Origin of the sequence: Pseudomonas hydrolytica, from assembly GCF_021495345.1 — a bacterium.
GTDB classification, from domain to species: Bacteria; Pseudomonadota; Gammaproteobacteria; order Pseudomonadales; family Pseudomonadaceae; genus Aquipseudomonas; species Aquipseudomonas hydrolytica.
Window position 1 is genome coordinate 228,540 of record NZ_CP099397.1, and the last position, 24,161, is coordinate 252,700.

At 67.7% G+C, this 24,161-nt stretch carries 22 protein-coding genes; 12 read left to right on the top strand and 10 right to left on the bottom strand.

The features are described 5' to 3' along the window. The 7 genes from L1F06_RS01125 to L1F06_RS01155 form a co-directional block, all read right to left on the bottom strand. Window positions 1-981: a DctP family TRAP transporter solute-binding subunit gene (locus L1F06_RS01125; protein WP_129483286.1), complete on the bottom strand. Its 981-nt coding sequence runs from the start codon at window positions 979-981 to the stop codon at window positions 1-3. A gap of 232 nt (window positions 982-1,213) precedes the next feature. After that, entirely contained in the window at window positions 1,214-2,365 is a 1,152-nt protein-coding gene (locus L1F06_RS01130; protein ID WP_129483287.1) for a M14 family metallopeptidase, read from the bottom strand. Between the two features lie 142 nt (window positions 2,366-2,507). Continuing rightward, window positions 2,508-3,977, bottom strand: coding sequence for a CapA family protein (locus L1F06_RS01135; RefSeq protein ID WP_129483288.1), 1,470 nt, complete (start codon window positions 3,975-3,977; stop codon window positions 2,508-2,510). Between the two features lie 17 nt (window positions 3,978-3,994). After that, on the bottom strand, window positions 3,995-5,290 hold the full coding sequence (locus L1F06_RS01140) for an MFS transporter (protein WP_003242245.1): 1,296 nt from the start codon (window positions 5,288-5,290) through the stop codon (window positions 3,995-3,997). A 126-nt stretch (window positions 5,291-5,416) separates the two neighbouring features. Then, a complete protein-coding gene (locus L1F06_RS01145) occupies window positions 5,417-6,340 on the bottom strand; it encodes a LysR family transcriptional regulator (RefSeq protein ID WP_003242247.1) in 924 nt (307 codons plus the stop codon). Between the two features lie 135 nt (window positions 6,341-6,475). Then, entirely contained in the window at window positions 6,476-7,837 is a 1,362-nt protein-coding gene (locus L1F06_RS01150) for a DUF1329 domain-containing protein (protein WP_129483289.1), read from the bottom strand. A gap of 20 nt (window positions 7,838-7,857) precedes the next feature. Beyond that, on the bottom strand, window positions 7,858-9,669 hold the full coding sequence (locus L1F06_RS01155) for a DUF1302 domain-containing protein (RefSeq protein WP_096824954.1): 1,812 nt from the start codon (window positions 9,667-9,669) through the stop codon (window positions 7,858-7,860). 309 nt (window positions 9,670-9,978) lie between these two features. On the opposite strand from L1F06_RS01155, the gene L1F06_RS01160 reads away from it, so the two are divergent. The 10 genes from L1F06_RS01160 (at window position 9,979) to madM (ending at window position 18,440) form a co-directional block, all read left to right on the top strand. Beyond that, complete coding sequence (locus L1F06_RS01160; RefSeq protein WP_129483290.1) at window positions 9,979-10,956, top strand: GGDEF domain-containing protein; 978 nt, start codon at window positions 9,979-9,981, stop codon at window positions 10,954-10,956. 105 nt (window positions 10,957-11,061) lie between these two features. After that, window positions 11,062-12,729 carry a malonate decarboxylase subunit alpha gene (gene mdcA / locus L1F06_RS01165; RefSeq protein ID WP_129483291.1) on the top strand — a complete coding sequence of 556 codons (1,668 nt, stop codon included), beginning with the start codon at window positions 11,062-11,064 and terminating at the stop codon, window positions 12,727-12,729. Beyond that, entirely contained in the window at window positions 12,729-13,607 is an 879-nt protein-coding gene (locus L1F06_RS01170; RefSeq protein ID WP_129483292.1) for a triphosphoribosyl-dephospho-CoA synthase, read from the top strand. The genes mdcA and L1F06_RS01170 overlap by 1 nt, the downstream gene beginning before the upstream one ends. 1 nt (window position 13,608) lies before the next feature. Beyond that, window positions 13,609-13,908 (top strand): malonate decarboxylase subunit delta, encoded by a 300-nt coding sequence (locus L1F06_RS01175; RefSeq protein ID WP_129483293.1) that lies wholly within the window; start codon window positions 13,609-13,611, stop codon window positions 13,906-13,908. Then, a complete protein-coding gene (locus tag L1F06_RS01180) occupies window positions 13,901-14,752 on the top strand; it encodes a biotin-independent malonate decarboxylase subunit beta (protein WP_129483294.1) in 852 nt (283 codons plus the stop codon). The genes L1F06_RS01175 and L1F06_RS01180 overlap by 8 nt, the downstream gene beginning before the upstream one ends. Window positions 14,753-14,754: 2 nt before the next feature. Next, window positions 14,755-15,561, top strand: a complete 807-nt coding sequence (gene mdcE, locus L1F06_RS01185) for a biotin-independent malonate decarboxylase subunit gamma (RefSeq protein ID WP_129483295.1) — start codon at window positions 14,755-14,757, stop codon at window positions 15,559-15,561. A 95-nt stretch (window positions 15,562-15,656) separates the two neighbouring features. Beyond that, window positions 15,657-16,292, top strand: coding sequence for a malonate decarboxylase holo-ACP synthase (locus L1F06_RS01190; protein ID WP_129483296.1), 636 nt, complete (start codon window positions 15,657-15,659; stop codon window positions 16,290-16,292). Continuing rightward, a complete protein-coding gene (mdcH, locus tag L1F06_RS01195; protein ID WP_129483297.1) occupies window positions 16,289-17,215 on the top strand; it encodes a malonate decarboxylase subunit epsilon in 927 nt (308 codons plus the stop codon). The genes L1F06_RS01190 and mdcH overlap by 4 nt, the downstream gene beginning before the upstream one ends. 53 nt (window positions 17,216-17,268) lie before the next feature. Beyond that, window positions 17,269-17,670 (top strand): malonate transporter subunit MadL, encoded by a 402-nt coding sequence (madL, locus tag L1F06_RS01200; protein ID WP_003242268.1) that lies wholly within the window; start codon window positions 17,269-17,271, stop codon window positions 17,668-17,670. A gap of 5 nt (window positions 17,671-17,675) precedes the next feature. After that, window positions 17,676-18,440, top strand: coding sequence for a malonate transporter subunit MadM (gene madM, locus L1F06_RS01205; RefSeq protein WP_003242271.1), 765 nt, complete (start codon window positions 17,676-17,678; stop codon window positions 18,438-18,440). A gap of 103 nt (window positions 18,441-18,543) precedes the next feature. On the opposite strand, the gene dkgB is transcribed toward madM, so the two are convergent. Next, on the bottom strand, window positions 18,544-19,347 hold the full coding sequence (gene dkgB / locus L1F06_RS01210; protein ID WP_011920413.1) for a 2,5-didehydrogluconate reductase DkgB: 804 nt from the start codon (window positions 19,345-19,347) through the stop codon (window positions 18,544-18,546). 210 nt (window positions 19,348-19,557) lie between these two features. Here dkgB and L1F06_RS01215 point away from each other — a divergent pair, with 210 nt between their 5' ends. Further along, window positions 19,558-20,466, top strand: a complete 909-nt coding sequence (locus L1F06_RS01215; RefSeq protein WP_129483298.1) for a LysR substrate-binding domain-containing protein — start codon at window positions 19,558-19,560, stop codon at window positions 20,464-20,466. A 95-nt stretch (window positions 20,467-20,561) separates the two neighbouring features. On the opposite strand, the gene pbpG is transcribed toward L1F06_RS01215, so the two are convergent. Both pbpG and L1F06_RS01225 read right to left on the bottom strand, forming a co-directional pair. Continuing rightward, window positions 20,562-21,464 (bottom strand): D-alanyl-D-alanine endopeptidase, encoded by a 903-nt coding sequence (pbpG, locus tag L1F06_RS01220; protein WP_036986992.1) that lies wholly within the window; start codon window positions 21,462-21,464, stop codon window positions 20,562-20,564. 115 nt (window positions 21,465-21,579) lie between these two features. Next, window positions 21,580-22,533, bottom strand: a complete 954-nt coding sequence (locus L1F06_RS01225) for a choline sulfate utilization transcriptional regulator (protein WP_129483299.1) — start codon at window positions 22,531-22,533, stop codon at window positions 21,580-21,582. Between the two features lie 114 nt (window positions 22,534-22,647). On the opposite strand from L1F06_RS01225, the gene betC reads away from it, so the two are divergent. After that, complete coding sequence (gene betC / locus L1F06_RS01230; protein WP_129483300.1) at window positions 22,648-24,156, top strand: choline-sulfatase; 1,509 nt, start codon at window positions 22,648-22,650, stop codon at window positions 24,154-24,156. Window positions 24,157-24,161 lie beyond the last annotated feature (5 nt).

Sequence of the window (24,161 nt, forward strand, 5' to 3'; positions counted from 1 at the left end):
TCAGCGGCGGTTGACCGTCTGCGCCGCACGCAGCACATCGCTGCCGATCTTGCCTTCGTACTCCTGCCACAACGGCTGCATCGCCGCACGCCAGGCTGCGCGCTGCTCGCTGCTAAGACTGACGACCTGATTGCCGGCCGCGACCAGACGCTGGCGATCACGGGCGTTGAGTGCCTCGGCCTCGCGATTCACCGCCAGGGTGACTTCATCGACGATCGCCTCCAGCTGCACGCGAATCGGATAGGGAATGCTGGTCCAGAAGCTGGAGTTGCTCACCAGCATGTAGCTCAGCACACCGTGATCGGTTTCGGTGACGTAGGGCTGCAGCGCGCCCAGCTGCTGGCTGACGATGTTCGACCAGGGGTTCTCTGCGCCCTGCACGCGCCCGGCCTGCAGCGCGGCCTGGGTTTCGGCGAACGGCAGGCGCAGGCTGCTGGCGCCGACCCGGGCGAACTGCTGCTCGAGGATCTCCGACGGCTGGATGCGGAACGCCAGCCCGGCGGCGTCGGCGGGCGTTTGCAGCGCGCGGGTGGCCGAGAGCTGCTTCATGCCGTTGTTCCAGTAGGCCAGGCCGTAGATGTTGTGGCCGGCCATCGAACGCAGCAGCTCGCGGCTCTTCTCGCGCTTCTGGAAGCGCTTGACCGCCTCCAGGTCATCGAACAGGAAGGGCAGGTCGAACACCTGCAGCTGGGTGGTGTACTGCTCGAACTTCGACAGCGACGGCGCCAGCAGCTGCACCTTGTTGTCGCGCAGCGCCTGCAGCTCGTCGGCGTCGCCGAACAGCGTGGAGTTGGGATACACCTCCACCTGCACCTTGCCGGCCAGGCGTTCCTCGGCCAGACGCTTGAACATCAGGGCGCCCTTGCCCTTGGGAGTGTCCTCGGCCACCACGTGGGAGAACTTGATCAGGATCGGCTCGGCCAGAGCCTGTGCGGAACACAGCAGGGCGGCCAGGGCAGCCGCCAGAGAGGTCTTGAACATCGACACACCTTTTTACGGAAAAACGCATAGCGAGGCCTGCGCCGAAACTGGCGGGCCTGGATGCGAATCGGGATGGCTTGCAGGGTTCGGCCTGGCAGATGGCGCCGGCCTCGCCCCTTCGGGGACTACCGGATCGATGCCCGGTTATTGTTGGCATGCTGTCGCTGACCAATCGGTCAGCGACAGAGAGCGCGCATTCTTGCGGAAGGAAGGTGCTGGCACAAGGCCGGTTTTATGAACGGGCGCGCATTCCCGAGTATTGCTCGGCAATTGCCTGGCTCTCGCTCTGGTGCAGGGCTCGCAACGGCGTGGCCAGGCCCTGGCGGGTCAGCTCCAGCACCTCGCGGGCCTGTTCCAGCACCTGGCGTTTCCAGGCGTCGGTCTCGACGTAGAAGGCGGCGCGCAGCTGCGCCTTGATCCGTGCGCGGGTGGCGGCGTCGGTGTCCGGGCGGTTCTCCAGCCACTGCTCGGCGCGCAGCGCGGTGAGCACCTTGAGTCCCGGCTGGGTGCCGTACTCCAGGGTCAGGCCGTTGTACTGGGCCTGGGCGCATTCATTCAGCACCGCCAGGTCGAGGGTGCCGTTGAGCTCGCTGGAGGCGGAGTTGCCCTCGGCGCTGTTGGTCACCTGCGGCCCCCACCACTGACGGGCGCGGGCGATGTCCGCGGGCTCCTGGCGGCCCTTGTAGATGCGCTCGCCGTAGCCGCTGGGGCCGAGCCCGGTGTGCACGTCGATCCAGCCGATGCGCCGGCACTGGCGGCCGTGCTGACGAAGAATCTGGCGCAGCTGGCGGTTGCTCCAGGTCGGCTCGGTGCCGGCGAAGAACAGGCCGCGCGGGTCGCCGTGCTGGCCGCGCGAGATCGCCGCCTGCAGCGCCTTGCGCCCATAACGCAGGGCGTAGCCGTACAGCCCCAGGGTGCTCGCCAGGGTCGGCGGGCAGCGCTCGGGCAGCAGCAGTTTGGCCACCGCGCGGTAGTCGGGGTTGTCCGCCAGCGGCGCGGCGAAGTCCTGGAAGTTGCGGTTGAGGTCGACGTTTTCCTGGGTCACCCGGCGCTCCCAGGAAAAGCCGTAGGGATTCAGCGCATGGATGTACAGCAGCGCCAGGTCACCGCGCTGGCAGGCGGCGAACCAGGCGTCGTCGTCGAGCCGGTCGATCTGGATGGCCGAGCCGCAGAAACCCTCGATGCCGTGGCAGCCGCTGCTCAGCACCAGCAGGTTGGCGGCGTCGGCGGCACCGAGGCGGGCCACGTCGATGGCCAGTTGTTCGCCGTCGCGGCCGGGCAGCGGGTGGACGTGGCTCTCCACGGCGAGGCCGCGGCGGGCGCAGCTGGCGAGAAATTTCTGCCGGGCTTCGGCGTAGCTCTGAGCGAAACAGGACAGGTTCATGGCGCATTCCGTGTCGGTGGTAGGGCGCCCGCGCGGGTGGGCGGGCATGGCCGGGCCCATGGCGCTGGCGGTTGGCCTGCGCCGGGCGACGGCGAGTGGGTGGTGGTGCGGCGCTGGTGGCCTTTTGGGCGACCGGCCGGGGTCAGGCGTCGAGCACGATGCGGCCCAGGCTGCTGGCCCGGCCGGCGTACTCCACCGTCTCTATCTCGATGCGCGTGCCGAACTCGGCAGACAGCCCGGCCAGACGCTCGAGGATGCGCCGCGCCTGGTTCTGGTTGTCCGCCGTGTCGAAGGCCAGGCGCGGAATGCCGCGTTCGGCGTCGCGTCCGCCATGGCCCAGTTCGATGGGGTGCAGCAGCAGTTCGCGCAGCTGGCCGTCGGCGCGGAAGCGGCACTCGGCGACCACGCTTTCGAACCAGATCGGCGCGCCGAACAGACCGGCCACGCGCTTCCATTCGAGGAACTCGGCCGGGGTGCTCAGGCGCGGGTTGGTGATGCCCTTGGGCCCGATCAGCGCCTCGGCGGCCTGCCACTCGCGGCTCTCCCACTTGTCCGCCGGGACGATCTGCATGCTGTTGTCCATGAAGCAGAAGTTGCCCAGCGAGTAGAGCAGCGGCTTGCCGGCGTAGATCTCGATGCCGCGCAGCTGATGCGGGCCGTGGCCGCAGAGCATGTCGGCGCCGTTGTCGACCAGCTGGCGGGCCAGCGCCGGCAGGTAGTCGGGTACCGCGGCGGTGAAGTTGTCCGGCTCATGGGTGTGCTGGGCGACGATGCTGAAGTCGCTGGTCTGCTTGGCCTGGCGCTGGTGGCGGAGGATCTCGGCCTGGTCGCGCGGGTCGCATTGGTAGTGGATGCGCAGGCTGCCCGGCGCGGCTTCGGGGTCGACGCGGTAGTGCAGGGCCATGCCCAGGTGCAGGCTGTGTTCGCCGTGCAGGGCCTTGAGCAGGTAGTGGTCCTGGTAGGCCTCCTGGGCGTTGAGGCGCTTGAGCACGGCGAAGTCCTCGGCGCTGACCAGGCGGTGCGGCGTGGTGCGCAGCGGATTGAGGCCGGGCCGCGGTGCCACCTGGCCGAGGCCGTCGGCAGCCGGGGCGTTGGCCTCGAAGGTGGTGGCGTAGGAGGTCAGCGACACCCGCGCCTTGGCGGTATTGACGAAGGCCGGCGCCCGCGCGGCGGCCAGGCTGTCGCCGGTGCCGGCGTGGGCGATGCCGGCGGCATCGAGCAGCGCGTCGGTCATGCGCATGCCGGCCACGCCCCAGTCCAGCGCGTGGTTGTTGGCCCGTGCCAGCAGGTTGAAGCCAAGCTCGGCCAGGTCCGCCGGGGCGTCCGGGTCGCTGATCAGCCAGGAGAAGCCGGATAGCGCCTCGGGGTAGCCGGCGAAGCTGTTCAGATCGATGGCGGTGCCTTCGTAGTTGCCCACCAGCACGTCGCCGCGGCGCAGGATCTGCAGCAGTTCCGGGGACTTGCGCGCCAGCTTCGCGGCGATGGCGTGGGTGATGATGATGTCGCCGACGGCGACCACGCAGAAGCCGTCCTCCACCTCGGCCTGGCGCCAGTTCGGCTGCAGTTCGAGGGACTCGGGGCGTTGCTGCGGGGTGGGGACGCGGTGCTGCATGGCAGAGGCTTCCTGACTCAGGCCTGGCTTGGGGCCGGCGCGGGGATGGTTTCGGGGGTGTCGGCGTGGGCGGCCAGGTCGCGGCGGCTGCGCTCCGGGTCGATCAGCAGCAGGCCGAGCAGGGTGCTGGCCAGCAGGGCGAGGCCGAACAGGCCGATGGCCAGCTCGAAGCCGGCGGCCAGGTCGCCGCCCTGCCAGCCGATGGCCTGGCCGACCAGGTGCGGGGCGAGCATGCCGGCGCTGGTCAGCAGACCGATATGGATGGCCAGCATGCTGCCGCGCTGCCGTGCCGGGACTATGTAGGCGACGATGCTGTAGCCGAAGGCCGAGAGCAGGTTGACCAGGATGCCGCCGACGAGGAACAGCCCCAGGGTGGCGGCCAGGCCGGTGGCGCTCAGGCCCATCAGGGCGAAGGCCAGGGCGGCGACCAGGCAGGCCAGCAGCGGCGGCATGACCATCGCCGCGCGCACGCTGGCGCCGCGTTGCAGGGCCCGTTGCGACAGGCTGGAAACCAGCAGGTTGAGGACGATCACGCCGAGGGTGGTGGACAGCACCAGGTAGCCGGACTGCATCGGCGTCAGCCCCAGGCCCTTCTGCAGGTAGGTGGGCAGCCAGCTGTAGAGCAGGGCGTTGGGCAGGTAGCTGCAGAACGCGATCAGGGTGATGCCGACGAAGGTGCGGTTGAGCAGCAGGTGGCGGTACGGCAGAGCGGCGCCGCCGCTGTCGTCATTGGCGTCGTCGTACTGGCCCTCGCGGCCGCACAGCTGCCACAGCAGCAGCCAGAGCAGGCCGACGCCGGCCAGCAGCAGGTAGCCGGCGCGCCAGCCCAGGCGCTCGATCAGCAGCGGCAGGGCCAGGGCGCCGGCGATGGCGCCGAGCATGATCGCCACCTGAATCAGTGCTGCCGGCAGCACCCGCTCGCGCGGTGCGTACCACTTGAAGCAGGCGTGCTGGGTCACCGCGGTGCCCGGACCGCAGCCGGCGCCGAGCAGCAGGCGGCTGGCGACCAGGGTGTAGAAGCTGGTCGCCAGCGCGGTGAGCAGCTGCGCGGCCATCCACACCAGCGACATGCCGGAGAGAATCCAGCGGCTCGGCAGGCGGTTGGCGAGAAACCCCACCAGCACCCCGGAAATCGAATAGAGGAAGAAGAACGCGCTGCCGATGAAGCCAAACTGCTCCGGCGACAGCTGCAGCTCGTCGATGATCTGCGGGCCGGCGAAGGCGAAGATGGTCTTGTCCAGCACGCTGATGATCATCACTGCCATCAGCAGGGCGACCACCAGAATCCGGCGCGAGGGGTTGGGCTGGGTCATGCGGGCTCCGTGGCAGGCTGGGGGCGAGCCACGTGCGCAGCGGGCGAGGTGGCGGCCAGTGCTGTGCAGCATGCCGCAGGGCGCCGAGGCTGAATAATCACCTCTGCGCATGCTTATCGCCCCTGGTTATGGGGCGTCGCTGCTCACCGGCCTGGTCGCGTGCGGGCTGGTATAGGCGTAGACCAGCTCGTCGGCCAGGGTCTTGGCCTCGCGGGTCATCAGCTCCTGGTCGCGGCAGACCAGGGAAATGTTCATCGGCGGCACCTGCTCCTGCAGGTCGAGCACCTGCAGTTCCTGGCCGAGCTTCTGCACGTGGTCGAGCAGCCGCCGTGACCAGTAGCTGACCGCGTCGGTATTCAGCGCCAGCTCGGAGAACAGCACCACCGAGGCGCACTCGATGATGCGCCGCGGCGGCTCGATGCGGTGCTGCTCGAACATCACGCCGACCTTGGACAGCTCCAGCGAATCCTGCAGCAGCCACTCCTCGTCGAGCAGCTCGCGCAACGACCGCGCGCCACCCAGCGGGTGGCCCTTGCGCACGGCCAGTACCGCCGGTTGGGAGAACAGCTCGGTCCAGTGGAAACCGTCGCTGCAACGGCTGGCCGGCAGCGACGTCAGCACCAGGTCGAGCTGGCCCTCGCGCAGACCCTCGATCAGCTTGGACGGGCGCAGCTCGTGGATCTGCACCTGCACCCTGGGGTAGCGCTTGCGGTAGCGATTGAGACTGGTGATGAACTGGGCGCCGGGAGTGACCGGCGACACGCCGATGGCCAGCTTGCCGTCCATGGTGCCCTTGAGGCTCTCGATCTCCTCGCGGGCGCGGCGCACCTCCTCGAGGATCAGGCGCGCGCGGCGCACCAGACGCTCGCCGTATTCGGTGACGGTGATGCCGCGGTTGGAGCGCACCAGCAGCGGTACGCCGAGCTCCGCCTCGAGCTCCTTGATGCCTTTGGACAGGGCCGGCTGGGAGATATGCAGCAGGCGTGAGGCCTCCTGGATGCTGCCACTTTCGCAGATCGCGAGCAGGGCGCGCAGCTGGTGCAGTTTCATCGGATATCCGCGCTAACGTGAGGGTAACGGACGGAATTTAAAGCAAAAAACGCCCCATGGGGGAACTCGCGCGGCGAGGATAAAAAAGCGGCGGCCGAAGCCGCCGTGAGGTTAGCGCGATGCAAGGTCGGTGGATCAGCGGATACCGCTGGCGCGCAGGGCGCTGGGGGTGAACTGCTTGCGGTTGAAGGTCTGGTCGAAGCGGTAGGCCTGCTTCTCCTCGTTGTACAGGGCGTTGACCGCATAGCGTCCGGACAGCACGTCGTAGTGGGTCTCGGCGTTGTACTGCGGGCTCTGCTGGTCGTAGAAGAAGCTGGCGTGGCCCTCGGACACTCGCCACAGCTGGCCGCGGCCGTCGTAGGCATCGGCCTGGGCGGCCTGCCAGCTGTCCTCGTCGATGTAGAGGTCACGTCGCGAGTAGACGTGGCGCTGTCCCGGCTTCAGCGTGGCGCTGACGTGCCAGACCCGGTGCAGCTCGTAGCGGGTGTGCTCGGGGTTGATATGCCCGGGCTGGATGATGTCGGCGTACTTGAGCTTGGGCGAGCCGAGCTTGTAGCTGTTGTAGGGGATGTAGATTTCCTTCTTGCCCAGCAGCTGCCAGTCGAAGCGATCCGGCGAGCCGTTGAACAGATCGAGGTCGTCCATGGTGCGCATGCCCTCGGCACCGGGGCTGTCGTAGGCGATCTGCGGCGCGCGGCGTACGCGGCGCTGGCCGGTGTTGTACTGCCAGGCCATGCGCGGTTCCTTGACCTGGTTGATGGTCTCGTGCACTAGCAGCACGCCGCCGGCCAGGCGCGCCGGGGAGAGGAACTCCTCGCGGTAGTAGTAGAGGACGTTGGCCATCTCCTGCGGCGCGTAGTCGGACAGCCCGGCCGGGTAGGCCAGCTGCTGACGGATCACGCTGGGGGTGTAGGCGCCGTTGGCCTGCGGCGAGGCCTGCACCACCTGGCGCTGGAAGCTCAGGCTGCGGTAGCGGCCGATATGGTTCCAGATCACCTCCAGGCCGTTCTGCGGAATGGCGAACGGCAGGCCGCCGCTGCGGTAGTCGAGCAGGCCGTTGCCGCCTTCGGCCAGACGGGTGGCGGCGGCGTTGGCGCGGGTGGCATCGAGATAGCTCTGCGGCAGGGCGACCGAGCGCCGGGTCGGGTAGACCGGGATACGGTAGGTGGCCGGATAGCGCTGGAACAGCGCCAGCTGGCCGGGGGTGAGCTTGTCCCGGTACTGCTCGACATTGGCCGCGGTGATGACGAACAGCGGCTGGTCGGCGGCGAAGGGATCGCTGAGGAAACCGTCGGCGTCGCGCTGGCCGGCGTCCTGGCCGATACCGCCGGTCCAGGCCGGGATGCTGCCGTCGGCGTTGCCGGCGCGCTCGGCGCCGACCGGGGTAAGGTCGCCGTCGAGGCGGGCGAGCTGGTCGGCCGGCACCGCCGCCAGTACCTGGGCGGCGAGCAGGCTCAGGCCCAGGCAACCGGCCTGGATCAACTGCTTGTGAATCATGGCGTGCTCCTTATCGGGCATCAGAAACTGACGCCAAAGCTCAGGGCGACGAAGTCGCGGTCGGTGTTGGTGTTGAAGTCGCCGCCGAAGTAGTCGGTGTAACTCAGGCTGGCGCTGTACCTGGACAGGTAGTCGGCGTCGATGCCGATGCTGAGCGACTGGTTGCCCTCGGTGAAGGTCGGCCCGTAGCCCTCGACGTCGTGGGCGAAGGCCAGGTTGGGCTTGAGGTTGACCCCGGCGATGGCGCTGTTGAACTCGAGCATGGCGCGCAGGCGGTAGCCCCAGGAGTTCTGGGTGTAGAAGCCCTTGTCGCTGCACTGGTCCGGGTTGGCACTGTTGAGCAGCGCGGTGCACAACTGGTTGCCGCTCAAGCCCAGGCCGCTGGCCGAGTCCGGCAGCACGCCGTAGCCGTAGACGCTGCTGCGGCCGAAGCGCAGGTCGGAGCCGTCGCTGGGGCCCAGGTCGCCGATATGGCTGAAGCCGACTTCGCCGACCAGGGTCAGACGGTCGGCGCGCAGCACCTGATCGAACACCTGCACCGCGCTGAGCTGGGCCTGGGTAAAGGGCATGCGCTTGTAGCCCTGTACCCGGCTGCCCGGGGCGGTGGCAGCCCAGCCAGTGTCGAAGATGGCCAGGCCGTCGAGGCCGAGCAGGTCGTTCAGCTGGCCGACGCTGGCGGCGGTGGACACCTCGGTGCCGTTGAGCGCCAGCGGCATGTTCGGCCGATGGCTGATCTCCCCCGACAGCGCCGTACCGTTGGCCAGGCTGGTGGCGAAGCTGAGGCCGTAGAGGCGGATGTCCTCGGGGTATTCCAGGCCGTAGCGGGCGCTGGCCGGGCCGGGGGCGCCGCTGATCGCGGCGAAGCTTGGCTGGCCGGTGCGCCACGAGCTTTCCGGGGTGCGGCTGTGGTAGTTCAGCGCGTAAACGCCGAACTCGGTGTCGTTCAGCGCCGGCACCAGCCAGCGCAGCGCCACGCCGAACTGGCCGCCGTCGCGCGCCTCCTTATCCGCCAGGCGTGGCACCCAGCCGTACACCGCCGGGTCGCGGTTAAAGTCGCTGCCGAAGGTGGTCATGCCCAGGTCGCAGCCCTGGGGCGCGACGTCGCCGCCGAAGAAGGTGCCGCAGTTGTCCAGCACGGTCTTCTCCCACTGCAGCTGGTAGAAGGCTTCGATCGACAGGTTCTCGCTCAGGCCTTGGGTCAGGTAGAGCATGTTCACCGGGATCAGGCCTTCCTTGATCTCCGAACCGGGGCGGCGGAAGGCGGCGACGTCGGCCGGGTTGATGGCGTTGATGCCGTTGCCGATAAAGGTGCTCTCGCCCCAGCTGACCACCTGGCGACCGGCGCGCACGCTGCCGGGCAGCTCGCCGAGCTGGTAGTTGTGGTAGACGAAGGCGTCCAGCAGTTCGCTGCCCGAGGCCTTGGCGGCGCGGTCGCGGCCGCTGTCGTCGATATCGTAGAGCAGGCGGCTCTCGTCCTTGAGCTCGAAGTCGTACCAGTACTTGCCGCGCAGGAACAGGCCGCTGTCGCCATAGCTGAGCTGCAGGTCGTGGATGCCCTTGAAGATCTTCGAAAAGGTCTCGCCGCGCTTGAAGTTGAGGCGGCCGTCGTCGCTGGTGCGGGTCGAGGCCGTGCCGCCGTTGGCGCGGCCGATGAAGCGCTTGTCCGGTGCGTCCATCGCCCAGCTGGCGCCTATCGACAGCGAGGAGTCGAAGCGCGCCTCGATCTCGCCGATGTTGAAGCTGGCGGCCTGCGCCGGCAGCGTGGGAGCCAGGCCGAGGGCCAGGCTCAAGACCGTCGGACGCAGGGCGCCGAGGCGGGTTGTTGTTGTCATGCCGTACTCCCCTGATATCTGCTCGATGTCCGCCTGCGGTTCTGGTGCCGCAGGGCGTGCAGCCTGGGAACAGGTGCGCGGCCATGCTAAGGGCGGGATCGGCCGGCTGACCTCTGAATAATCCTTATGCCCATAGCCAAAGGTGAGAGCGGCGCTGCGCGCCGGCCGGAGAACCCCCTGGCAGGGACCCGGCGGCATAACCGCCGGTTATCCCGATAGGCAGGACGGCCGCTTCGCGGCGCTTGCCGCCGGTGGCCGGGCCTGGTGTATAACGGACGGGCAGCCGTATCCGCCGCCGGAGGATTGCCCGTGAACCAAGCCATCGAAACCGACAGCGCGGTCTACAAGACCCTGCTCGAATCGACCCGGGCGATCCCCTGGAAGATCGACTGGAAGACCATGACCTTTGCCTACATCGGCCCGCAGATCGAGACGCTGCTGGGCTGGTCGCAGGCCAGCTGGGTCAGCGCCGAGGACTGGGCCGCGCGCATGCACCCGGAGGATCGCGAGCGAGTGGTGGGCTTCTGCGTGTCGCAGTCGCAGAACGGTGTCGACCACGAGGCCGACTACCGCGCGCTGACCGCCGCCGGCGACTACGTGTGGATTCGCGACGTGGTGCACGTGGTGCGCGACGACAAGGGCGAGGTGGACTCGCTGATCGGCTTCATGTTCGACATCAGCGAACGCAAGAAGACCGAGGAGCAGCTGCTGACCCTGCAGAAGCAGCTGGAGGAGTATTCCTACCAGGACGGCCTGACCGGCGTGGCCAACCGGCGCATGTTCGACCGGGTACTCACCAGCGAGTGGGCCAGTGCCCAGCGCAGCCAGCAGCCGCTGTCGCTGATCCTGCTGGATATCGATCACTTCAAGCAGTACAACGATCATTACGGCCATGTTCAGGGTGATGACTGCCTGAAGAGCGTCGGCCAGGCCCTGACCCGCGCTGCCAGCCGCCCGCGGGACTTCGTCGGGCGCTTCGGTGGCGAGGAGTTCGTGCTGGTGCTGCCGGAAACCGACGAGGCCGCCGCCCGGCATATCGCCGAACGCTGCCGCCAGCAGGTGCGCCAGCAGCGCATCGCCCATGAACGCTCTGCGGTGTCGTCCCTGCTCACCATCAGCCTTGGGGTCGGCACCATGGTGCCGGGCGCGCAGGATCGGGCGCTGGATTTCCTCAACGCCGTCGACAAGCTGCTCTATCAGGCCAAGCAGCGCGGGCGTGACCGCCTGGAAGTGGCGAGCATGACCTCCCGATCCTCGGGGGGCGATGCCGCCGACGCCCGTGTTTGAGCAATCGTTAACCTGAGCGTAACGATTGCGCGTCCTGCTTGATTGATGACCCGAGGGTCACGCTCCTAAGGTGCCTCCACGACAGCGGAACTCGTGGAGTCATCGATGACAACAACAATATCCCCACCGCCGCAGTGGTCGCGCCGTCGCGCGGAAAAGGCGCGGCGACTCGATCAGGTGCGTCACCTCGCCGATGGCGTGGTACTGCCCGGCGACAAGATCGTGGCAGCCCTCGAAGCGCTGATCGCCCCCGGCGATCGCGTGGTGCTCGAAGGCAACAACCAGAAGCAGGCGGATTTCCTTTCCCGCTCGCTGGCCAAGACCGACCCCGGCCGTCTGCACGACCTGCACATGATCATGCCCAGCGTCAGCCGCGCCGAGCACCTCGATCTGTTCGAACGCGGCATCGCGCGCAAGCTCGACTTCTCCTTCGCCGGGCCGCAGAGCCTGCGCATCGGCCAGCTGCTGGAAGACGGGCAGATGGAAGTCGGCGCCATCCATACCTATATCGAGCTGTACTCGCGCCTGCTGGTGGATCTGATTCCCAATGTCGCGCTGGTCGCCGGTTTTCAGGCCGACCGCCACGGCAACATCTACACCGGCCCGAGCACCGAGGACACCCCGGCACTGGTCGAGCCCACCGCGTTCAGTGACGGCATCGTGATCTTCCAGGTCAACGAGATCGTCGACGAGCTGCCGCGCGTGGATATTCCCGCTTCCTGGGTCGACTTTGTGGTGGTGGCCGACAAGTCGTTCTACATCGAGCCGCTGTTTACCCGCGACCCGCGCCATATCAAGCCGGTGCACGTGCTGATGGCGATGATGGCGATCCGCGGCATCTACGAAAAACACCAGGTGCAGTCGCTCAACCATGGCATCGGCTTCAACACCGCCGCCATCGAGCTGATTCTGCCCACTTACGGCGAGTCCCTCGGCCTGAGGGGCAAGATCTGCCGCAACTGGACGCTCAACCCGCACCCGACGCTGATCCCGGCCATCGAGACCGGTTGGGTCGAGAGCGTGCACTGCTTCGGCACCGAGCTGGGTATGGAGGGCTACATCGCCCAGCGCCCGGACGTGTTCTTCACCGGCCGCGACGGTTCCATGCGTTCCAACCGCATGATGTGCCAACTGGCCGGGCAGTACGCGGTGGACCTGTTTATCGGCGCCACCTTGCAGGTGGACGGCGATGGTCATTCCTCCACCGTGACCCGTGGGCGCCTGGCCGGCTTCGGCGGTGCGCCGAACATGGGCCACGACCCGCGCGGCCGACGCCATAGCACGCCGGCCTGGCTGGACATGGCGACGCCTGGCGGCGAAGGCCCGGTGACCCTGCTCGAGCGCGGCAAGAAGCTGGTGGTGCAGATGGTCGAAACCTTCCAGGAAGGCGGCAAACCCACTTTCGTCGAGCAGCTCGATGCCGTCGACGTGGCGAAGAAGGCCGGCATGCCGCTGGCGCCGATCATGATCTACGGCGATGACGTCACTCACCTGCTCACGGAAGAGGGCATCGCCTACCTGTACAAGGCGCGCACCCTGGAAGAGCGCCAGGCGATGATCGCCGCGGTGGCCGGGGTGACTGCCATCGGCCTGCGCCACGACCCGAAAGAGACCGCACGCATGCGCCGCGAAGGGCTGATCGCTCTGCCCGAAGACCTCGGCATTCGCCGCACCGATGCCAGCCGCGAACTGCTCGCGGCCAAGAGCATCGCCGAGCTGGTCGAGTGGTCGGGCGGCCTGTACAACCCGCCCGCCAAGTTCAGGAGCTGGTGATGAATGCACTCACTGCAATTCAGCCACAGCTCTCTTTAGGCGACTGGCTGGCGGATCTGGCCGTCGACGCGCTGATTGACGAGGCCGACCTGTCGCCCAAGCCGGGGCTGGTCGACCGCCGTGGCAGCGGTGCGCACACCGACCTGCACCTGGGCCTGATGCACGCTTCGGCGCTGGCCCTGTGGCCGAGCTTCAAGGCCATGGCCGAGGCTGCCCAACAACGTGGCGAGATCGATCTGCACCTGCGTGAAGCGGTGGGCCGTATCGGCCGCGAGGGCGAGGGAGAGATGCTGCGCGTCACCGGCGGCGTCAACACCCATCGCGGTGCGATCTGGGCGTTGGGGCTGCTCAGCAGCGCGGCCGCACTGGACGTCAGCGAACTGGCTCCCGCCCAGGTCGCCCTGCGCGCCGCCCGCCTGGCCTTGCTCAATGACCGGGCTGCGCCCGTCACTGGCGACAGCCATGGCGCCCAGGTCTGCCGCCTGTACGGCGTGCATGGAGCCCGCGAGGAAGCGCAGCTGGGCTTTCCATCGGTGATCCAGCAGGCGCTGCCGCAACTGGCGCGCAGCCGCGCCGCTGGGGCCGGGGAGCAGAACGCCCGCCTGGATGCGCTGCTGGCGATCATGACCCAACTGGCCGACACCTGCGTGCTGTACCGTGCCGGCGTGGCCGGGCTGACCCGCATGCAGAGCGGCGCCCGCGCGGTGCTCGCCGCCGGCGGTTGCGCCAGCCTCGACGGGCGTCGCTGCCTGCGCGAGCTGGAGCGCGACATGCTGCACCTGCGTGCCTCGCCTGGCGGCGCTGCCGATCTGCTCGCCGCCACCCTGTTCCTCGACCGCCTGCAGCATGGCCTGCCGGCGCAGCTTGGGAGTCTGTGAAATGGAAACCCTGTCTTTTCAATTCCCCGCCGGGCAGCCGGCCAAGGGCCGCGCGCTGGTGGGCTGCGTCGGTTCCGGCGATCTGGAAGTGATGCTCGAACCCGGCCAGGCCGGCACCCTGGCCATCGAAGTGATCACCTCGGTCAACGGCAGCGCGCCGCGTTGGCAACTGCTGTTCGAACGCATGTTCCGCGAGCAGCAACTGCCGGCGCTGAACATCGCCATCCATGATTTCGGCGCCACGCCCGGCGTGGTGCGCCTGCGCCTGGAACAGGGCCTGGAGGAACTGAGCCATGGCTGAGCAGAACATCCAGCGTCTGCTGGCGCAGCGCAGCTTCACCGAACTTGGTGCCCGCGAGCGGGCCCGCGCATTGCTCGATGCCGGCAGCTTCCGCGAGCTGCTCGATCCCTTCGCCCGGCTGATGTCGCCCTGGCTGCCCAAGCAGGGCATCGTGCCCCAGGCCGACGACGGCGTGGTGGTGGCCAAGGGGCTGATCGACGGCGCGCCTGCGGTAGTCATCGCCATCGAAGGCGCCTTCCAGGGCGGCAGCCTTGGCGAAGTGGGCGGGGCAAAGATCGCCGGCGCCCTGGAGCTGGCCGCCGAGGATAACAAGGGCGGCACACCGACCCGCGCCGTGCTGCTGCTGGAAACCGGCGGCGTGCGCCTGCAGGAAGCCAACCTGGGCCTGGCGGCCATCGCCGAGATCCAGGCCGCCATCGTCGAATTGCGCCAGTATCAGCCGGTGATCGGGCTGGTGGCCGGGCCGGTTGGCTGCTTCGGCGGCATGTCCATCGCCGCCGGGCTGTGCAGCTACCTGCTGGTCACCCGCGAGGCGCGCCTGGGCCTCAACGGCCCGCAGGTGATCGAACAGGAAGCCGGGCTGGATGAATACGACTCGCGCGACCGTCCCTTTATCTGGAGCCTGACCGGCGGCGAGCAGCGCCATGCCAGCGGCCTGGTCGACGGCTACGTGGCCGATGACGTCGAGGCCATTCGCAGCGAACTGCACGGCCTGTTCGCCAAGGGCAAACCTGAGCTTGAGCGCAGCCGGCGCCATGCCTGGTTCCTCGAGCGCCTGCGCGCCGTCGATACCTCGGTCCAGGCCGATGCCGCTGCCGTGCGCAGCGCCTACCAAGGAGCATGAACATGACAACAGCACAGGAACAACGCGGCCTGCACTGGTTCCAGGCCCTGGCCGGCGATGCTCAGTCGATCCCCGGACTGCCTGCCTCGCTGCGGGTGGCCGATGGCGAGCTGGCGGGGCAGGCGGTGCGCTATCTGGCGGTGATCGCCGATGCCAACAATTCCTTCCCCCGCGCCCGCAATGGCGAGGTCGGCCTGCTCGAAGGCTGGGGCCTGGCCCAAGCCGTGGACGAGGCCATCGAAGCGGATCGCGATCAGTCGCACAAGCGCGCGCTGATCGCCATCGTCGATGTGCCGAGCCAGGCCTATGGCCGCCGCGAGGAAGCCTATGGCATCCATCAGGCGCTGGCCGGCGCGGTGGACGCCTATGCCCGTGCTCGTCTGGCCGGCCATGCGGTGATCGGCTTGCTGGTGGGCAAGGCCATGTCCGGCGCCTTTCTCGCCCACGGCTACCAGGCCAACCGCCTGATCGCCCTGCGCGACGCCGGGGTGATGGTGCACGCCATGGGCAAGGCCGCCGCCGCGCGCATCACCCTGCGCAGCGTCGACGAGCTGGAAGCGCTGGCCGCCAGCGTGCCGCCCATGGCCTACGACCTGGACAGCTATGCCTCGCTGGGCCTGCTGGCGGAGGTGCTCGACATCGAGCAGGTGACGCAGCCGACGGCCGCCGACCTGGCCCGCGTGCAGGACGCCCTGAGCCGGGCATTGGCCGATATCGCCGAGGCCCCGCGCGATCTGCGCAACCGCCTGGGCGCCGCGAATCGCGCGGCTTCCTCGAAGGTGCGCGAGGCCCTGCGCGCGCAGTGGTGAACATGAACGCCGCCGTAGGGTGCGCCGTGCGCACCACAGCGGTATCTGCTTATAGCCCGGTGCGCACGGCGCACCCTACGGCCGAGGATCATTTGATGTATCACAACCCCCGTCCACATGATCTGCTCTGGGGCCTGCGCCCCGAGCGCCTGCCACAGGAGGCGCCGGGCTGGGCTAGTGCCGCCCTGAGCGGGCATGTGCCGGTGGTGGTGCGCCGTGCCCCGGCCGAGTCCGGTTGGGTGGCGGTCGGTATCCGCGGTATGGCGCGCGAACAGCGGCATGCCACCTGGATGCGCGTGAGCGAGATCAGCCGTCTGGTCAGCCCGCAGGCGGTGGCCCGGGCCGGGCACTGGCGCAGCCACGCTCAGCCGCAGTGGCCGGCATTGCGGGCGCTGAACCAGGTGGCGCCGCGGCTCGACGATCTGGGCCTGGCCTGGGGCGTGACCGGAAGCCTGGGCTTCGAGCTGGCCAGCGGCATCAGCGCCGCGCACCCGGACAGCGATCTCGACCTGTCGCTACGTGCGCCCCATCAGCTTTCGCGCGCCGAGGCGCAGACATTGTGCGCACTGCTGGATCAAGCGCCGGGTCGTATCGACCTGCAACTGGAAACCCCGCACGGCGCTGTGGCGTTGCGCGAATGGGCCGGCGAGGCGCCGCGCGTGCTGTTGAAAACGCAAAACGGCCCGCTGCTGGTCGGCGACCCCTGGCATCTGCAGCAGGTGGCGGCGTGAGTTCGCTCTGGGCCTTCCCCGGCCAGGGCGCGCAGCAGCCCGGCATGCTGCATGCCTTGCCCGAGGCACCGGTGGTGCAGGCCTGTACCGAGCAGGCCGGCGAAGTGCTGGGTGAGGACGTGCGTCTGCTCGATTCGGCCGAAGCGCTGCAAGATACCCGCGCCGTGCAGCTGTGCCTGCTGATTGCCGGCGTCGCCGCCGCGCGTTTGCTCTGCGAGCGCGGCCATCGCCCGGATTATGTTGCCGGTCTGTCCATCGGCGCCTATGCCGCCGCCGTGGTGGCCGGCGCGCTGGAGTTTGCCGATGCCGTGCGCCTGGTCGCCCTGCGTGGCGAGCTGATGCAGCGTGCCTATCCCGATGGCTACGGCATGACCGCCATCCTCGGTCTCGACCAGGCCCGCATCGAGCGCCTGCTGGCCGAAGCCGAAGGCCCGGTGTACCTGGCCAATATCAACGCCGAAACCCAGCTGGTGATCGCCGGCAGCGATGCCGCCATGGCCAAGGTCGCCGAGCGTGCCCGCGCGCTGGGAGCGGGCGCCGCGAAACGGCTGGCCATGAGCGTGCCGTCGCACTGCGAGCTGCTCGATGAGCCCGCTCGCGAGCTGGCTGCCGCCTTTGCCCACATCGACTTGCGCGCGCCACAGGTGCGCTACCTGAGCGGCAGCTCGGCGCGTCTGATCCGTGACCCCGAGGCCCTGCGCGACGACCTGGCTTACAACATGAGCCGCGTCGTCGACTGGCAGGCCACGCTTGTCACCGCCTATGAACGCGGCGTGCGCCTGCATCTGGAACTGCCACCCGGCGGCGTACTGACCGGGCTTGCCCGGCGCGTCTTCGAACCCGGCCAGGTGATCGCCTTCGAGAGCGCGCGGCTGCATACACTCGACGCCATGTTGCGTCAGGAGGTAAGCCTCGACCGCTGAGCGTGGCCTTTACCGAAGCACAAGAACAACAACTTCAAACGAGGACAACGACAATGATCATCTACGGTGTCGCCTTTCTGGCGTTCTGCACCCTGGCAGGCATCTTCATCGGAGAGCTGCTGGGCAAACTCATCGGCGTACCCGCCAACGTCGGCGGTGTCGGCATCGCCATGCTGCTGCTGATCTTCCTCGGCAGCTACCTGAGCAAACGCGGCCTGTTCACCGGCAAGTCGGAACAGGGCGTGGAGTTCTGGAGCGCCATCTACATCCCCATCGTGGTCGCCATGGCCGCCCAGCAGAACGTTTACGGCGCCCTCAGCGGCGGCCCGATGGCAATTCTCGCCGGCACCGCCGCCGTTGCCCTGGCTTTCGTGCTGGTGCCGGTACTGAGCCGCGTCGGACAAAAGAAGTCCGCTAGCGAAACGGCCCCCTCCCTGACCAAAGCACCGCGGTGACCGCCATGTACGAATCTTTGATGAAAGTCATCTCCGGCTACGGGATGCTCAGCGGTTTCGCCATCATCGGCATCACCATGTGGGTGTCGTACTGGATGTCCGACAAATTCACCAAGGGCCGCCTGCACGGCTCGGCCATCGCCATTCTGCTTGGGCTGCTGCTGTCCTATATCGGTGGCCTCTACAGCGGCGGGCAGAAGGGCCTGGTGGACATCCCGTTGTTCGCTGGCCTGGGCCTGCTGGGCGGCGCCATGCTGCGCGATTTCGCCATCGTCGCCACGGCTTTCGGTGTCAGTGTGGAGGAGCTCAAGCGTGCCGGTTTCGCCGGGGTACTGGCGCTGTTCGTCGGTGTGCTGTCGTCCTTCGTGGCCGGTGTCGCGGTGGCCATGGCCTTTGGCTACACCGACGTGGTCAGCCTGACCACCATCGGCGCCGGAGCGGTGACCTATATCGTCGGCCCGGTGACCGGCGCGGCGTTGGGCGCCAGCTCCGACGTGATGGCGCTGTCCATCGCCGCCGGCCTGATCAAGGCGATTCTGGTGATGGTGGCCACGCCCTTCGTCGCCCCCTATATCGGCCTGAACAACCCGCGCAGCGCGGTGATCTTCGGAGGTCTGATGGGCACCTCCAGCGGCGTGGCCGGCGGCCTGGCGGCTACCGATCCCAAGCTGGTGCCCTACGGCTGCCTGACCGCAGCCTTCTACACCGCCCTGGGCTGCCTGCTCGGCCCGTCGTTGCTCTACTTTCTGATGCGCGGCCTTCTGGGCTGACTCTTTGCCCGCCCTTGTGGCGGGCTTTTTATTCCGCAGTACCGGGGCGCCATGGCGTGTGCCGTCTGAATACCCCGGTGCGCGCGGCGCATCCCCCAGGGGCTCAATCCCAGCGCGGCGCAAACCCCGGGTTGGCCACCCGCTCGCCGCGCTCCAGGGTAGCGATGGCGGCCATGTCTTCGGTGCTGAGGCGCAACTCGGCAGCCGCCAGATTGGCAGCCAGGTTCTCGCGCTTGGTCGAGGAGGGGATCACCGCATAGCCCTGTTGCAGCGACCAGGCCAGGGCGACCTGCGCCGGGCTGACGCCATGGGCGGCGGCGATGCGCTGGATCTCCGGCTCGGCCAGCACCTTGCCGTAGGCCAGCGGCATGTAGGCGGTGAGGTGGATACCCTGCTGGCGGGTGAAGTCGACCAGCTTGCGATTCTGCAGCAGCGGGTGAATCTCGACCTGGTTGGTGGCGATCTCGTCGGCACCCACTGCCTCGATAGCCTGCTGCAGATGGGCGATGGTGAAGTTGGACACGCCGATGGCCGCGGTCAGTCCCTGGCGCTTGGCCTCCAGCAGCTCACCCAGGTACTGCGCCACGGGGATCTCGTCACCCGGCGACGGCCAGTGGATCAGGCACAGGTCGACCCGCTCCAGGCCCAGGCGTTGCAGGCTCTCCTGCAGGCTGGCGATCACCCGGCCAGGGCCGAGGTTCTCGGTCCAGATCTTGGTGGTGACGAACAGCTCGTCGCGCGCCACGCTGCTGGCGGCGATGGCCTGGCCGACCTCGGCCTCGTTGCCGTAGATCTGCGCCGTGTCGATATGCCGGTAGCCCAGCTCCAGGCCGGTGCGCACCGAGTCGATGGCGACCTGATCCTTGAGGCGAAAGGTGCCAAGGCCGAAGGCAGGGATGAATTTCATGGGCAATCTCCTTGATGACGAACAGGTGGCCGACCGCCAGAGCGGACCGGGACAGAAAGGTTCGGCCCGAGCACACGCAAAAAAGTTGCAGGTCCAGGGCCAGGCCGCCTGCTGACGTGGCTAGCAGGGTTGATGGGGAGCAGTATCCGCGCCAGACTCCTGCGGAAAAAAGCCGAGAACATGGCAAAGACTTTTGACTGAAGATCAACGATGAAGATCAGCCTGGAAGAAATGCTCGCGTTCGTTCGCGTGGTCGACAGCGGCTCCATCAGCGCGGCGGCCGAGCAACTGGAGCAGACCGCCTCTGGCGTCAGCCGCGCCCTCGGTCGTCTCGAGGAGAAGCTCGCGGTGACGCTGCTGCGCCGCACCACCCGACGTCTGGAACTGACCGAGGAGGGCGAGGTGTTTCTCGTCCAGGCGCGGCGCATTCTCGACAGCGTCGAGGAGGCCGAGGAACAGATGGCCGTGCGCCGCCAGGCGCCGGCCGGACGCCTGCGCATCAATACCGCCTCGCCCTTCATGCTGCATGTGATAGTCCCGCTGATCGGCGATTTTCGCGCTCTTTATCCGCAGATCGAGCTGGAGCTGAACAGCGATGACCGCATCATCGATCTGCTGGAACGGCGTACCGACCTGGCCATCCGGATCGGCCATCTGCCCGACTCCAGCCTGCATGCACGCCCGCTATGCCATAGCCGCCGTCGCGTGCTGGCCAGCCCGGAGTACCTGGCCAGGCATGGCCAGCCGATGCGCACCGAGGAGCTGGCCGGGCACAGCCTGATCGGCTTCACCGAACCGGACAGCCTCAATGAATGGCCGCTGCGCCATGCCCTCGGCGAGCGCTGGCGCATTACACCCAGCCTGCACGTTTCCAGTGGCGACACCGTGCGTGAGCTGGCTCTGGCGGGTCAGGGCCTGGTCTGTCTGTCGGACTTCATGACCGACGCCGACCGCGCCAGCGGCCGTCTGGTGGAGGTGCTGGCCGAGCAGCGCGTGGAGGTGCGCCAGCCCATCAACGCGGTGTACTACCGCAATACGGCGCTGGCCTCGCGCATCACCTGTTTTCTCGATTTTCTCAGCGAACGACTAGGCTCGCCCGGGCTGACGCCCCACGACTGACGACAACCGACGGTAGCCCGGACTGCATCCGGTCACACGACAGCACAACGAAAAAGGGCGACTCATCGAGTCGCCCTTTTTGTATCAGCGCCAGGTCACTGCGCGGCCTGCATGCTCCATTCGGTCAGCTTCTGCTGCTTGTAGCTGAGCGCGGCGGCCGGCACCGGCGTCACCTTGCCGGTCTCCATCCAGCGCTTGAGGCGGTTGGCGTCGGCCATATGGGTGTACTTGCCGAACGCACCGAGCACGACGAAGGCCACCGAACGCTGGTTCATCGAGGTGAGCATCACCAGGCAGCGCCCCGCGGCGTTGGTAAAGCCGGTCTTGCTCATGCCGATGTCCCAGTCGGGCTTGCGCACCAGTGCGTTGGTGTTGCGAAAGCCCAGGGTATAGGTCGGCTTGCGGAAGGTGACGGTCGCCTCGGAGTCGGTGCTGAACTGGCCGATCAGCGGGTACTGCTGGGTGGCCTTGATCATCAGCGCCAGGTCGCGGGCGGTGGCGACGTTGCGCTCGGACATGCCGGTGGGCTCGACGAAATGGCTGTTGTGCATGCCCAGCGCCTTGGCCTTGGCGTTCATCGCCGCGACGAACGCCGCGTGGCCACCGGGATAGTGGTGGGCCAGGCTGGCGGCGGCGCGGTTCTCCGAGGACATCAGGGCCAGATGCAGCATGTCGCGCCGGCTGATCTCGCTGCCGATGCGTACGCGCGAGTAGACGCCCTGCATCTCCTTGGTGTCGCGGATGGTGATGGGCAGCACCTCATCCAGCGGCAGCTTGGCATCGAGCACCACCATGGCGGTCATCAGCTTGGTCACCGAAGCCACCGGCAGACGCAGGTCGGGGTTGCTGGAATAGAGTTCCTTTCCGGTCTTCAGGTCGATCAGCAATGCGCTGCCCGCGGCAAGTTCCTGTTGCGGCTGGGCCGGCGCGGCCTGAAGGTTCGAGACAACAAGGCCGGCGCTCAGCAGCAGGCCCAAAATCGAATATCGGAGTTTCACGGTTCACTTCACCAGTTGGCTGGAGGACTGCAGGGTGGAACTCTCAGCAGTATAGGGAAGTTACAGGCGCGGCGCCCTAGGATGCGGCCTGCGCATGGCATGCGCCGACCTGCGGCTAGATCGCGACACCCGCCCAGCCACCTCGCGGCGGCTGCCGCTGCAGGCTGGCCAGCTCGTCCTGCAGCCAGTCGACGAAGCAGCGCACCAGCCGCGCACGCCGCTTGCGCTCGGGCATCACCACGTAATAGCCATAGGCCGAGCGGATCGAGGTATCCAGCATGCGCACCAGCAGCCCCTGGGCCAACAGCTCGTCCACCAGGTAGCGCCAGCCGATGGCCACGCCCTGGCCGGCGATGGCGGCCTGGATCAGCAAGGTGTAGTTGTCGAAGCGCAGGGCGCCGGCAGAAGGGGGCTCGACAATGCCCAGGGCGCGGAATACGCCATCCCAGGCAAACCAGTTGGCGCGCGCCTCCGGGCGCAGATGCAGCAGTGGCAGGCGCGCCAACAATGCCGCCGAGTCCACCGGCTCGCGGCCGTGCAGCAGGTGCGGACTGCACACCGGAAACACTTCCTCGCCGAACAGCAGCAGGCTCTCGCCGTGCTTGCAGCGGCCGTCGCCGAAACTGATGGCCACGTCGATCTCGCCCGGCAGGTTGCCGCCCAAGTCGCGCTCGGTGGTCACCAGGCTCACGTCCACCTCCGGGTGCAGCTGATGGAAGCGCTGCAGACGCGGCATCAGCCAGTAGGCGGCGAAGGCGAAATCGGTGGCCACCTGCAGCACCTCATGCTGCTGCCGCGCGACCACCGCCTGCAGGCCGCTGTCCAGGCTGTGCAGGCCCTCCTGCACGTAACGCAGCAACAGTTCGCCCGCTTCCGTCAGCACCAATCCGCGATGCACGCGGTCGAACAGGCGTACCGCCAGCTGCTGTTCCAGGCGCTTGATCTGCTGGCTGATGGCCGGCTGGCTGCTGCCCTGCTCGTTGGCCGCCGCGGTGAAGCTCAGCAGGCGGGCGGCCGATTCGAACACCCGCAGGCTGTCCAGGGAAATCTCATCGAGCACTTTACGCATAAGCCATGCTTATCCAAACCATGTTTAGTCCGCGGGTTTACCGCGTCTTACGCTGAAACCATCATGAGGCAAGGCAATCTCGCATAAACATAAGATATGGGACACCGGCACAGCATGAAACGCCCGAACATCCTCTTCATCATGGCCGACCAGATGGCCGCACCGATCCTGCCGCTGCACGATGCCGCCTCGCCGGTGCAGATGCCCAACCTGATGAAACTGGCCGAACGGGCCGTGGTGTTCGACTCGGCCTACTGCAACAGCCCGCTGTGCGCGCCGTCGCGCTTCACCCTGGTCAGCGGCCGGCTGCCGTCGCAGATCGGCGCCTATGACAACGCCGCCGACTTTCCCGCCGACGTGCCCACCTACGCCCACTACCTGCGCCGCCTCGGCTACCGCACGGCGCTGTCGGGCAAGATGCACTTCTGCGGCCCGGACCAGCTGCACGGCTACGAGGAACGCCTGACCAGCGACATTTACCCGGCCGACTACGGCTGGGCGGTGAACTGGGACGAACCGGACGTGCGTGCCAGCTGGTACCACAACATGTCCTCGGTGCTGCAGGCCGGCCCCTGCGTACGCAGCAATCAGCTGGATTTCGACGAGGAGGTGGTGTTCAAGGCCCGCCAGTACCTCTACGACCACGTGCGCCTGACGCCGGAGCAGCCGTTCTGCCTGACCGTGTCGATGACCCACCCCCATGACCCCTATACCATCCCGGCCGAGTACTGGGAGCGCTACGAAGGCGTGGACATTCCCATGCCGCGCCAGCACATCGAGCAGGCCGAGCAGGACCCACATTCGCAGCGCCTGCTCAAGGTCATCGACCTGTGGGACAAGCCGCTGCCAGAGGACAAGATCCGCGACGCCCGCCGCGCCTACTTCGGCGCCTGCAGCTATATCGACGACAACATCGGCAAGCTGCTGAAGACCCTGGAGGAATGCGGCCTGGCAGACGACACCCTGATCGTCTTCTCCGGCGACCACGGCGACATGCTTGGCGAGCGCGGCCTCTGGTACAAGATGCACTGGTTCGAGATGGCCGCCCGTGTGCCGCTGCTGGTGCATGCGCCGCAGCGCTTCGCCGCGCACCGGGTCAGCCAGTCGGTTTCCACCCTCGACCTGCTGCCCACACTGGTGGAACTGGCCGGCGGCCGGGTCGAGGAGGGCCTGGCGCTGGAGGGCCGCTCGCTGCTGGCGCACCTTGAAGGTCGCCAGGGCCACGATGAAGTCATCGGCGAATACATGGCCGAAGGCACCACCAGCCCGCTGATGATGATCCGCCGCGGGCCGTGGAAATTCGTCTACTCGGAGCAGGATCCGCTGCTGCTGTTCCATCTCCAGCAGGACCCGCAGGAGCGCGAGAATCTGGCCGGCTCGGCGGACCACCAGGGCGTGCTGGCCGAGTTCCTCGCCCAGGCAAGGGCGCGCTGGGACATCCCGGCGATCCACGCCGCCACCCTGGCCAGCCAGCGCCGTCGGCGCCTGGTGGCAGAGGCTCTGAGCCAGGGCAAGTTGACCAGCTGGGACCATCAGCCCTGGGTCGACGCCAGCCAGCAGTACATGCGCAACCATATCGATCTCGACGACCTGGAACGTCGCGCCCGCTATCCACAGGTTTGAAACGC

Excerpts from the sequence above, each read along its gene's own strand:
- L1F06_RS01155 (WP_096824954.1), bottom strand. The coding sequence starts at position 9,669 with ATGACAACAACAACCCGCCTCGGCGCCCTGCGTCCGACGGTCTTGAGC.
- mdcA (WP_129483291.1), top strand. The coding sequence starts at position 11,062 with ATGACAACAACAATATCCCCACCGCCGCAGTGGTCGCGCCGTCGCGCG.
- betC (WP_129483300.1), top strand. The coding sequence starts at position 22,648 with ATGAAACGCCCGAACATCCTCTTCATCATGGCCGACCAGATGGCCGCA.
- dkgB (WP_011920413.1), bottom strand. The coding sequence starts at position 19,347 with ATGAAATTCATCCCTGCCTTCGGCCTTGGCACCTTTCGCCTCAAGGAT.
- L1F06_RS01130 (WP_129483287.1), bottom strand. The coding sequence starts at position 2,365 with ATGAACCTGTCCTGTTTCGCTCAGAGCTACGCCGAAGCCCGGCAGAAA.
- madL (WP_003242268.1), top strand. The coding sequence starts at position 17,269 with ATGATCATCTACGGTGTCGCCTTTCTGGCGTTCTGCACCCTGGCAGGC.
- L1F06_RS01190 (WP_129483296.1), top strand. The coding sequence starts at position 15,657 with ATGTATCACAACCCCCGTCCACATGATCTGCTCTGGGGCCTGCGCCCC.
- L1F06_RS01170 (WP_129483292.1), top strand. The coding sequence starts at position 12,729 with ATGAATGCACTCACTGCAATTCAGCCACAGCTCTCTTTAGGCGACTGG.
- madM (WP_003242271.1), top strand. The coding sequence starts at position 17,676 with ATGTACGAATCTTTGATGAAAGTCATCTCCGGCTACGGGATGCTCAGC.
- L1F06_RS01145 (WP_003242247.1), bottom strand. The coding sequence starts at position 6,340 with ATGAAACTGCACCAGCTGCGCGCCCTGCTCGCGATCTGCGAAAGTGGC.
- L1F06_RS01180 (WP_129483294.1), top strand. The coding sequence starts at position 13,901 with ATGGCTGAGCAGAACATCCAGCGTCTGCTGGCGCAGCGCAGCTTCACC.
- L1F06_RS01135 (WP_129483288.1), bottom strand. The coding sequence starts at position 3,977 with ATGCAGCACCGCGTCCCCACCCCGCAGCAACGCCCCGAGTCCCTCGAA.
- L1F06_RS01175 (WP_129483293.1), top strand. The coding sequence starts at position 13,609 with ATGGAAACCCTGTCTTTTCAATTCCCCGCCGGGCAGCCGGCCAAGGGC.
- L1F06_RS01150 (WP_129483289.1), bottom strand. The coding sequence starts at position 7,837 with ATGATTCACAAGCAGTTGATCCAGGCCGGTTGCCTGGGCCTGAGCCTG.
- L1F06_RS01140 (WP_003242245.1), bottom strand. The coding sequence starts at position 5,290 with ATGACCCAGCCCAACCCCTCGCGCCGGATTCTGGTGGTCGCCCTGCTG.
- L1F06_RS01215 (WP_129483298.1), top strand. The coding sequence starts at position 19,558 with ATGAAGATCAGCCTGGAAGAAATGCTCGCGTTCGTTCGCGTGGTCGAC.
- mdcE (WP_129483295.1), top strand. The coding sequence starts at position 14,755 with ATGACAACAGCACAGGAACAACGCGGCCTGCACTGGTTCCAGGCCCTG.
- L1F06_RS01125 (WP_129483286.1), bottom strand. The coding sequence starts at position 981 with ATGTTCAAGACCTCTCTGGCGGCTGCCCTGGCCGCCCTGCTGTGTTCC.
- L1F06_RS01225 (WP_129483299.1), bottom strand. The coding sequence starts at position 22,533 with ATGCGTAAAGTGCTCGATGAGATTTCCCTGGACAGCCTGCGGGTGTTC.